The 11,495-nt window shown below is 32.2% G+C and carries 9 protein-coding genes; 8 read left to right on the top strand and 1 reads right to left on the bottom strand.

Translation table 11 applies throughout. The annotated features are described in order from the left end of the window. Positions 1-97 precede the first annotated feature (97 nt). From M2475_RS10755 to M2475_RS10735, 5 genes are all read left to right on the top strand, one after another. Positions 98-754, top strand: a complete 657-nt coding sequence (locus M2475_RS10755; protein WP_277491506.1) for an amino acid ABC transporter permease — start codon at positions 98-100, stop codon at positions 752-754. Beyond that, positions 747-1,472, top strand: coding sequence for an amino acid ABC transporter ATP-binding protein (locus M2475_RS10750; protein ID WP_277491505.1), 726 nt, complete (start codon positions 747-749; stop codon positions 1,470-1,472). Before M2475_RS10755 ends, M2475_RS10750 begins: the two co-directional genes overlap by 8 nt. A 15-nt stretch (positions 1,473-1,487) precedes the next feature. Beyond that, positions 1,488-2,243, top strand: coding sequence for a transporter substrate-binding domain-containing protein (locus tag M2475_RS10745; protein ID WP_277491503.1), 756 nt, complete (start codon positions 1,488-1,490; stop codon positions 2,241-2,243). Between the two features lie 93 nt (positions 2,244-2,336). Continuing rightward, the gene (locus tag M2475_RS10740) at positions 2,337-2,711 is read left to right on the top strand and encodes a hypothetical protein (protein WP_277491502.1); all 375 of its coding nucleotides are present in this window, start codon (positions 2,337-2,339) and stop codon (positions 2,709-2,711) included. A 57-nt stretch (positions 2,712-2,768) separates the two neighbouring features. Further along, positions 2,769-4,562: a MutS family DNA mismatch repair protein gene (locus M2475_RS10735; protein WP_277491500.1), complete on the top strand. Its 1,794-nt coding sequence runs from the start codon at positions 2,769-2,771 to the stop codon at positions 4,560-4,562. Positions 4,563-4,584: 22 nt separating this feature from the next. On the opposite strand, the gene M2475_RS10730 is transcribed toward M2475_RS10735, so the two are convergent. Further along, positions 4,585-5,004: a hypothetical protein gene (locus M2475_RS10730; protein ID WP_277491499.1), complete on the bottom strand. Its 420-nt coding sequence runs from the start codon at positions 5,002-5,004 to the stop codon at positions 4,585-4,587. Between the two features lie 108 nt (positions 5,005-5,112). On the opposite strand from M2475_RS10730, the gene M2475_RS10725 reads away from it, so the two are divergent. The 3 genes from M2475_RS10725 (at position 5,113) to M2475_RS10715 (ending at position 11,307) form a co-directional block, all read left to right on the top strand. Then, positions 5,113-6,117, top strand: a complete 1,005-nt coding sequence (locus M2475_RS10725) for a serine/threonine-protein kinase (protein WP_277491498.1) — start codon at positions 5,113-5,115, stop codon at positions 6,115-6,117. 70 nt (positions 6,118-6,187) lie between these two features. Next, positions 6,188-6,706, top strand: coding sequence for a hypothetical protein (locus M2475_RS10720; protein WP_277491497.1), 519 nt, complete (start codon positions 6,188-6,190; stop codon positions 6,704-6,706). 251 nt (positions 6,707-6,957) lie between these two features. Continuing rightward, positions 6,958-11,307 carry a GH32 C-terminal domain-containing protein gene (locus tag M2475_RS10715; RefSeq protein WP_277491496.1) on the top strand — a complete coding sequence of 1,450 codons (4,350 nt, stop codon included), beginning with the start codon at positions 6,958-6,960 and terminating at the stop codon, positions 11,305-11,307. Positions 11,308-11,495: the final 188 nt, after the last annotated feature.

Below are 11,495 nucleotides of genomic sequence, written 5' to 3'. Positions count from 1 at the left end.
ACGATTCAATTCTAACAAAAATTATGAATAAATTTAAGAAAGAAAGGAGTGTATATTAGAGACTTAGATAAGTCATTTCTAATATACCAGGAAATGTATGAATTTCAATATTGAAATCATTGAAAAGTTTTGGCAATATATACTATCAGGAATACCAGTTATATTATTGATTTCACTTGTTGCAGCATTTTTTGGAACAGTGATTGGGTTGGTAAGTGTTTTATTGCGACGATGGACAAAAGTTACGAAATGGATTACAGAAGCATATATTGATATTTTTAGAGGAACCCCTGTATATGTGCAATTGTATTTTTTCTATTTTGGAATTCCAAGTCTATTTAAAGGTTTGGTAATTGGTAAAATATTTAGTTGTATCTTGATTTTCTCGCTTAATTCTGGAGCGTATCTTGCGGAAATCATGCGTGCTGGTGTAGATGGAATCGATAAGGGACAAATTGAAGCAGCGAGAGCTCTAGGAGTAGGGAATAAAGACATTGCAAAAGATATTATTATTCCTCAAGCATTTCGAAAAGTATTACCTGCAGTAATCAATGAGTTTATAACATTGACAAAGGAAACTTCCGTAGTTTCAATCGTTGGTGTAGCGGATATGATGTATAAATTTCAAACAGTGAAAAATTCTATATATAACACATTTGAACCGTTGCTTATTGTGTTTGTAGCATATTATGTAATGAATAAAATCTTGAGTTTTATTGGAAAAGCGATAGAAAAGAGGTTAAAGTATGATTAAAGTAGAGCATTTATATAAAAATTATAGTGAGAGCGTAAAAGTTCTATTTGACATCAACTTTGTCTTTGAAGATGGAAAGACGTATGCGATTATTGGATCTAGTGGCGGTGGGAAATCTACGTTTATTCGATGTTTAAATATGTTAGAAGAACCTACAAGTGGAAAGATTTACTTTAATGATATTGAAGTAAATGCACCCAAAACAGATTTAACAAAAGTTCGTGAAAAAATGGGAATGGTATTTCAAAATTTTAATTTATTTGAGCATATGAAAGTATTGAAAAATATTACGTATGCGTTGCGCAAGGTGAAAAAGATGGATGAGGCATCAGCTGATGAAGTAGCGATGTCACTCTTGAAAAAAGTAGGTATGGATCATCGAGCAGATGCGTATCCTCATCAATTGAGTGGTGGGGAAAAACAACGTTGTGCAATTGCTAGAGCATTGGCAATGGACCCTGAAGTACTTTTGTTTGATGAACCAACAAGTGCTTTGGATCCTGAAATGACAAGTGATGTATTGCGAGTACTACAAAGTTTGAATCATACGGGAATGACGATGATTGTTGTAACCCACGAAATGAACTTTGCAAAAGAAGTTGCAGATTATGTAATCTATATGGATAAAGGAAGAATTGAAGAATGTAGCCCAGCGAAAGAGTTTTTCCAAAATCCAAAAAGTGAAAGAGCGAAAGCCTTTTTGGCGAATATGATATAACAGGAGGAGAAAGAAATGAAAAAAATATTAAGTTTAATGTTAGTGTGTGGATTGTTATTAGTAGGTTGTGGAGAGTCTGATTCTGGGGATGATAAAACGATTACAGTATTTACAAACTCAGGATACCCACCATATGAAATGGTTGATGAAAATGGAGATTTATATGGGTTTGATATCGATGTGATGAATCGGGCTGCTGAAATTGCTGGGTATGAAATCAAATGGGAAGATATTGACTTTGATGCGATTATTGATTCTATTAAAACAGACAAAGGACAAGCTGCAATTGCAGGTATGACACCTACATCAGATAGATCAAAACAAGTTGATTTCTCAGAGCTATACTATACATCAGAAGAAATGCAAAATGTAGTATTGGTGAAAAAGGATAGTGGATTAAAAACAACAGCGGATATAAAAGGGAAAAAGGTTGGTATTCAAATGGGTACAGTTCAAGAAACGGTTGTTGATGCGATTGCAGATGATTATGATTTAACATTTGAAAAGTTAAAAGATTATACATCATTAGCACAAGAATTGGAAAATGATGTAATTGATTTGATGATTGTGGAAAAAGCAGTTGCTACAGAGCTGATGCAAAAAAATGACAACCTTGAATATTATGTATTAGAAGAAGGGGCAGATCTTGCAGGTAATGCGATTGCCTTTAAAAAAGGTTCAAAAATCAAAGCGGATTTTGATAAAGCAATCAAACAAATGAAAAAAGATGGTGAATTAGACGAACTGATTAAAAAATGGTTTGGTGAATAAAATATACTTTAATATAGTCTTACTTTATAGTAAGGCTATATTTTTTTGATTATATTTGATAAACTAAAACAATAGAATATATGGAGGGTATATATGGCAGCAATTATTGGAGCAATTATCTTTGGTGGTATTGCACTGTTGACTTTATTGGTTACATTAGGTGCACCACTTGGTGAATTTACATTAGGTGGAAAGTATCGTGTATTACCATTTAAAATGCGAATTATGAGTGGTATTTCATTTGTGATACAAGGGTTTGCAATTTTGTCAATTCTACAAGTTGGTAAGCTTTTTTCAATAGGTCTTCCAGAGATGGTAGCAAATGGATCGTGTTTCTTCTTTGCGATATATTTATCAATAAATACAATTATGAATTTCTGTTCTGATAGTAAGAAAGAAAAATATGTTATGACCCCTTTATCATTTATTACAGCTATTTGTTTTTGGATTGTTGCAGTTATACATTAGGAAATATATAAATTTTAATTTTTTATTATGATACAATATGCTAGGAAAGAGGAACTTATGAAACAAAACAAATATCAAGATGAAAGCAAAGCAATAGAATTAAAATTAACGAAGTTAGAAACGGAATCGAAAAAGTTATCTTCTATACGAATGCTTGACTTTTTATTTGTTTTGTTTTTTTTGTATGTCGGAATGGAGTATCATTATTTGGGATATATAGGTGCTGCCATTGGATTGCTAGTTTTTCTATGGCTTGTAAAGAAGCATGATGTTATTAAATATGATATTCAATATGCGAAGACGAGGTTAGAAGTACTTCAAAGGTATATGGAACGTATGCAAAATGGATGGAAAAATTTTATTGAAAATGGAGAAGTGTATTTGGATGAAAAATATCCTCCAGGATATGATTTGGATATTTTTGGAAAGGCTTCTTTATATCAGTATATAAATGTAGCGTTTAGTGAGGATGGAAAAAAGCAATTGGCTAATTGGCTAACGGCAATGCCTAAAAGAGCTGAGGTTATTAACAAACGTCAAGCAGCAGTTAGCGAATGTGTTGATAAAGTTGATTTTGGTATTCATTTAGAAACTTTGGGTTGTTTAGCGAATAAGACAATGAAGAGTAATAAAATTTTTGATGCGTTTCAAGAGTTAACTACAACAGCAGGAAATAATAATTCTATTATGAAGTATTTAAAGTGGATTTTACCTGCTATTTTGATGGGTGCTATTCTTTGTTTTATTCTGTTTAGTAATGTTCTTTTTATGGTTGTAATAGAGGTGGTTTTTGTTTTGCAATTAATTTTAACGTTTGCTTTTCATGGGAAAAATAATCCTATCTTACAACCTGTATTTGCATTGCAAGAAAGTTTGTCAATTTATGAAAAAATATTTGCTACCCTTGAAAATGAAATGTTTGAAGATCCATATTTACTTTCTTTGCAACAAACATGGAATGGTGAAAAAGGTGCTACCAAAGGAATTAAGGAATTATCAAAAGTGAGTGATCTTTTGAAAATGCGTAAAAATATCTTAGCTTATATTTTAGTAAGTGGATTGTTTTTGTGGGATTTTCATTGTGTTGAAAAAGTAGCAGGATGGCATATGAGGTATGCAAGCCAATTGCCTACATGGTTTTCATCATTAGCTGAGATAGAAGCTATTTTGAGCTTGTCTACAATCGCTAAGGTAAAAGATGAATATTGTTTCCCAGAAGTTATAGATGGTTCTTGTGAACTTGATATGAAGGCGGTAAGTCATCCGCTTATCAATGAACAAGATGCAATTGATAATGACTTCAAAGTATTTCATGAATCTTGTGTAATCACAGGGTCTAATATGTCTGGAAAAACAACCTTTTTACGTACTATTGGACTTAATGCAGTATTGGCATATGCTGGAGCACCAGTTGTAGCTAATTCTTATAAAATCTCACTTATGCAATTGTTTACATCCATGCGCATTGAGGATGATGTCAGTGAAGGAATATCTACTTTCTATGCTGAATTATTGAGAATAAAAGAGATTATTGAATTCAACCATACCGGTAAGCCAATGTTGGCATTAATTGATGAAATATTTAAAGGAACGAATTCAAAAGATCGTATTCTCGGGGCAACCGAAACAATACGTCAATTATCAAATGATCATAGTATCACCTGTGTAACGACACATGATTTTGAACTCTGTGATTTAGAAAACGATCAAGATATCCACAGTAAAAATTATCATTTTTCAGAGACATATAAAGATGAAAAAATATTTTTTGATTATAAAATAAAAAAAGGTATGGCTACGACAACAAATGCTAAATATCTATTAGAGATGGTAGGAATCATAAAAAAATAAGACAATGTCAATTGTCTTGTTTTTATTGTAAGATGTCTTCTTGGAATTCAACAAGAAGTTCATTTGTTTCGAAAACATTAATTTTTGATTCAAGAGCAAAAATGAGAATACTATCTCTTCTTCGCTTGGGGTAAAGCTTTGATTTATCATTTAGTTGTAATAATGTATTACATTCATACAGCGAGCATTTTAAACCTAAAGCCAATTGAAAAATTTTATCTTTGCTACCATGTTTTCTTCCCTGAAGTATTTGATAAGCATATGTACGATCAATGTTTGTCTTATTGATAACTTCACCCTTGCTCATGTTATATTTCTTTAATAAACAGGCAAAATATTCAATAAAACTAATATCATTGATTTGATTCATATAATTTTTTAATTCTTGGTGTGATGCATGTTTTAGAATTTGTTCTAGATCACTTGTTTTCTTTTCTCTCATTCTATCACCAACATCATCATATAATGAAAAAAATGAAATGACAACGACAAACCTGTGTGCTAAAAGCATACATCATAATTGGTTTTATTATGCTATAATGGTTGCGATATGGAAAAAACTTATATCCTTAAAGATACGTTACTTGATAGTGAGTTTAAACGTATTGAAGTTGTTGAAAGTAAAGAAAAACGGTTTGTACGAAAACAGTTTTTTCAGCATGAAAACCGGGATATATATGAAAGGTTAAAATATTTACCCATAGATCATTTTCCAAAAATTTATGAAATCAATGAGATTGTAGGCGGATTTGAAGTGATTGAAGAATATTTGGATGGGCAAACGTTACGCGAAACAATACCATTATCATTTAACGAGGTGATTGCGGATTACGCGATTCAAATTGTAGATGCTTTGGCTCAGTTGCATAAGCATAAGATTGTTCATCGTGATTTGAAACCAGAAAATATTATTGTGGTGAAAAATATAGTAAAGATTATTGATTTTGATATTGCAAAGAAAATATCCATTGATAAATCACGAGATACTAGAATTTTGGGGAGTGTAGGATATGCTGCTCCTGAGCAATATGGTTTTGCATCGAGTAATGAGAAGAGTGATATATATGCATTTGGTAATATATTGAATGAAATGTGTACGGGTTCTTTAGCAAGTGTTGATCTTACAATTACGAGATTTCGTAGCATTGTATTAAAGTGTACAAAAATTGATCCTGATTTTCGTTATAGTAATTTACAAAAATTAAGGAATGATTTAATGATGATAAAACAAAATAAATCAAAATATACATTACCAGGGTTTCGAACAAATAATGGCTTTCACATGTTGGTAGGAACCTTGTCGTATCTTTTTCTTATTTTTATTATTGCTTTTATTGAGAACACAGGTGATACAACGCTTTCTGAAATGATTGTTACCAAAGTGGAAGTTATTTATATGCTTGGTTTAACGGTTATATTTGTTACGAATTATTTAGATGTTGATCGATTTAATTTTTTCAAAAGATTTAGATTGATCGGCAAGGTTTTTATTTGGTTTACAATGTTATTGGGAGGAATTTTTGTGATTATGAGTATCGCTAATATACTAACATAAAGTATGTATGCTATAAGCATACCAAATATCTTTTTCATTTTTATATAATGCAACTAGAGGAGGAGAAAAGATGAAAAAGATAATGAGTATATTGGTTGTATTTGTATTAGGTTTTGTAGCAGTAGGGTGTACAGTTGATGATGCTGATACAGATAAAGAAGATAAGAAACAAGAAGAAACAAAGAAAGAAGAGAAAAAAGAACTTACATATGGTGATGTAATAGAGTTTGATGGTTTAGAAATTGTATTTAGCGAACCAGTTACATTTGCAACGATAGATAATCAATATTCGGACTTGAATGGTTCAGAAGTTGCTATTGTACCAGTTAAGATAACCAATACAAGCGATGATACAAATGGATTGAATATGTTTTATTATAAAGTTTATGGAACTTCAGGATCTACACTTGATGATGTCAGTGCCTTTTTTGATGATGATGTAGCATGGACTGCAGGTACAGATTCACTACGTAGTGGAGCTTCTGTAGATACGCTCATGCATTTTATATATGATGGAAATGGAGACTATTATATAAAGTTTGATAATATGAGTGAGAAGATTGAAGTAAAACTTTCAATTGCTAAATAAAAAATAATAGAACTAAAAATGATTGCTTCGGCAATCTTTTTTTATGTTTCATAAATATAATATTTTTATTGCAAATGTTAATAATAAATTGGTACGATTGTCAATTGTTCTGTGAATGTTTTGGCGGTATGATAATGCTGAGAAAGCACTTAATGTTATAGAGAGGAGGTATCGTTCAATACTTTAAGGTAGACATGTATAGCAGTGTATGGATGAGGATAATTATTTATATTAAAATACAAGGAGGGAATATGAAGAAAAAATCATATTTGGACAGAGTATTCAAAATAATGTTTTCACTAGCTATTGTTTTTACAAGCATGACGAATTTAAAGATTACAGCAGACAGTGGCGAACATTTTTATGAATTGACGAATTTAAAAGGAACGAATGTTGAAGTTATAAATAAAGGATATAAGTTGCATAATACAGGTGGTAACAACCATGCAATATCAGAATTAGCAGCATATACGTTTGATTATGAAGCGGATATTGAATTGTTAGATACAAGTGCTGCTTTAATTTTTGGGGCAACGAATAAAGATTATAAAAATATTGGTACTTTCTTTGGATTAGAGATTAGTCGTGATGGAAATGCAGAAAGTGCAGATATTTATATTAAATTATTCCAAGATGGTTCTGGTGGACTAGGTGATGGTGTAATTGAAAAATGTAAGGTACTTAGTGGCATCGATACAACACAACCACTAAAAACAAAAGTAACGGTTAATGATAATAAAGAACTTATCATCACGATTAATGATCAAAAAGTTGACTATGAAATGAAGAAGGACTTTGCTGGTCGTTATGTGGGAGGATATTTGGGGTTGCTTACATGGAATGCAACAGCGAATTTTAAAAACATTGATGTGACTAGATATCGTGAATTGGAAAATAATTTTATAACTAATTTATCAAATCTAAGAGGAATGAATGGATCTTGGGTGACATCAAATGCTGGATTACTATCTTCTGGTAATGGTGATAATTTCGCAATATCAGATAGTGAAGGAAATGACTTTATTTATGAAGCAGATGTAAAGGTTGGAGACAGTGGAGCAGCGGCACTACTTTTTAGAGCTGATAAAGATGATGTTAGAAAATCTTATGTAGCGAATATCAATCGCGCTGATAAGTCTTTGCGCTTATTCAAATTTCCAAGTGGAGCGAATGTAGGTTCAGCAACTTTACCAAATGCAGATAAAGAGACATTCCACATAAAAGTTATTGCAGTAGGAAATACTTTTCAATATTATGTAGATGATCTTTTATTGATAGCAGGAACAGATAACGATTATCAATCAGGGCGTTTTGGACTGTTAACATGGAATAGTACAGTTGTATATCAAAATGTAAAACAAACACCAATTACAGCAAGTAATTATCCTAAACTAACAGGATTAGAATTGCTTGGTGATGATGTTATTTTAACTCCTGAATTTAATGAAGATACAATTGCTTATGCTGGTTATATTCCAAGAAAAAGTGAATCAATAAAAATAAAAGCATCCAGTGATAATGATTTATTTTATTCATTAGTTGATGCAAAAGGAAATACCATTGTTGATAAAAAACCGCTTACTAGTGGAGTTGCAAGTACTAATATTGATGTACCAGTCGGGGAAAGTAATTTATATGTAGTAGTGAAGAAAGATGATATCGAAAGAACTATCTTAGTAAAACTTACACGTAAATCAAATGTAGAAGATATGGCAAGAGAAGCTCAACGTGCACAATTCCATTTCTCTCCAGAGATTAATTTTATGAATGATCCAAATGGATTGGTATATGATCCAAGTGATGGAAACTGGCATATGTTTTATCAATATAGTCCTCAAGTAGGACATATGGGTTCTCAAACATGGGGACATGCTGTATCCAATGATTTGATGAGTTGGGAAGAAATGCCAGTGGCAATACCAATGGATGAGTTAGGAGCAATATTCTCAGGGTCATGTGTTGTAGATGAAGATAATACATCAGGATTCTTTAGTGACAATAAACCAGGAGAGTCAAAATTGGTAGCAATGTTTACTCATGCTGGAAGTGTACAACAACAAAGTATCGCTTATTCAAAAGATCATGGTGTCACTTGGACAAAATATGATGGAAATCCTGTAATTAGTAATATAGGAACACCATATGGTTGGGATTTCCGTGATCCTAAAGTATTTAAATATGATGGGAAATGGTTGATGGTTGTTGCAGGAGGACGAGGAAGATTGTTCTCATCTGATGATTTAAAAAATTGGCAACACGAACAAGATTTCACATATCCAGATGGTAGTGAATTGCATTCAGAGTGTCCCGATTTGTTCCCGCTTGTAGTCGAAGGGACTGGAGAAACAAAATGGGTATATAATGGAAGTAGTGAATTTTATGTAATTGGAGATTTAAAGAAAACAGAAGCTGGTGGTTACAATTTCATCAGTGAAACATATCGACTTCCTTCACCTACCGGACGCACATATATGTATGCAGGGCAAAGTTTCTACAATGATGGAAGTGGTCAAGATCGTCGCATTTTAGTAAGTTGGTTACAAGATTATTCAGCACCTGGAACATTCCCAGATAAGCGATATAATGGATTTCAATCAGTTGGGACAGAAATTACATTACGTAAAGTAAATGGGGAATATATGTTAGTGCATAATCCTGTAGAGGAAGTAGATGCATATCGAGATACGTTATTGTATGAAGTTAAAAATAAAACAGTAAGTTCAAAAGATACAAATATACTACAAAATGTAACAGGGCAAACATATGATATTGAAGCTACTTTCACATTAGGAAGTGCAAAAGAGTTTGGCTTTAATTTGCGTACTGGAAATGGTCAAAAAACAGTTCTTAAGTATAATCGAGATACCAATTTAATGGTACTTGATAAAGCTTCATCAGGACCGGTTTATAATGAAGTTATCAGTTGGGAGTTATATCCAATGGAAGGAAATAAGATTAAACTTCGTGCGCTTGTAGATAATGGTGTAATTGAAACTTATGGAAATGATGGGGAAGCGAATATTAGTGATTTATGTTTCCCTGATATGGATAGTATCGGTATGGAGTTATTTGTTGTGGATGGAGATGTAAAAGTAGATGAATTAAAAGTATACGATATGAAATCTATGTATACAGGGAAAGCAAATGGTTCAACGGGAAGTGAACCAACCATCTTATCTTTGGCATCACCAGAAAAGGTTGAAGTTGGTGAAGTGTTTACTGTAAGTGCAAATGTATATCCAAATTCAGCAACGAATAAGAAAGTAACTTGGGATTATGATGATAAGTTAGAAGTAATGGATCAACAAGAAGGATATATAGTATTCAAAGCGAAAGCAAAAGGAACTTATAAAATTGCTGCTACAACCCAATCAAATGCAATTAAACGTGAGGTAGAAGTAAAAGCAATTGAGCGAATATTTGATACGAATTTACTTGATTGGCGAACAAAGGGCGGTAGCTGGGAAAAAGATGAATTTGGTCTTTATGGTAAAAATGCTGGTGCTGGAGATAGTTTCTATCTGAGCGATACCTATTTATCAAAAGATAAGCCTTTTGTTTATGAAGGAACATTGATATTAGATAGTGGGCAAGCAGGAGGTTTGGTTTTTGGTGTTAAAGATATTGAAAACCCTGCATCACATTGGTATTGTGTAAATATTGATAAAACAGCTGGCATTACAAAGCTCTTTAAAAATACGGGTGGTCAAAACTGGAGTGTAGAAAGAGCGTTGAGTGTTGAAGAAAAAGCGAAAAAAGAATTTGCAATTAAAGTTGAATATGATGGTAAAGGGAAATTATCATTTTATATCGATGGGACTTTAGCAGGGGTTCAAGAAAACTCAGGATTTGATGGAGGATACTTTGGACTTGTGACATATCGCTCAAATTCATTCTTCAATGATGTGTATTTAACAAGTGAAGGTAAAATTGTAGCAATTGAATCGATGTTTGAAGATATCTATGTTGAGTTAGGAAGTACTACGACATTATCTGATATTGAAGCAACATTACCTAACCAAGTTATTGTCCGTCAAGATGATGATGTTAGGCGATTAACAGATATCAATTGGGATTTAAATAAGGTTAATTTAAATGTCGAAGGTGAATATGAAATAGTGGGAACATTAGTTGATTCTACACAAAGTAATCAAGAGGAATTACCAAAGGCTAAAATTAAAGTTATTGTTAAAAAAAGTGTTGTTTTTGTAGGCACAGAACCAAAAACTATAACATTAAATCTTCCTGTTGGTAGTGATGCTACTACTGCATTTAAAAGTTTAAATAAAAAAGTGGTTGCATTATATTCTGATGGATCGAGTAAGGATGTAAATGTGACAGATTGGAAATACGATGCAGTTAATTTTAATCGCATAGGTAATTATGAAGCTTTAGGATATCTAGATGGAGATACAAACATGACGATTAAAATTAAAGTTAATATCCTATCAAAAGAAGATTATGCAACGTTTAAAAAGCCAAGTACATCACCTAATGCAGGAACTCAAACAGGTGATACAACAAACATTTCATTGTACTTTGTCTTATTGCTAGTTGGAATGTTTGGAATTGCTTATTATACACGCAAAAAAGCTGAATAACAATGTAATAGAAAAGGTCTACTAAATGATGTGAACCCCCAAAGTTAGACAATAAACTAACAAAGGGGGTTTTTCTTATGAAGTTGACTAACAAAATTAAAAAGAAGATTGTTTTAGAAAAAGATTCTGGTGTGAGTACTTCAACAATTGCTGCGAGGTATGACATTCCTATAAAGACGATTAAACAT

The organism is Breznakia sp. PF5-3 (assembly GCF_029504745.1).
GTDB lineage: Bacteria > Bacillota_I > Bacilli_A > Erysipelotrichales > Erysipelotrichaceae > Breznakia.
Note: the sequence above shows the minus strand (reverse complement) of the source record. Positions and strands in the feature narration are given on the sequence as shown.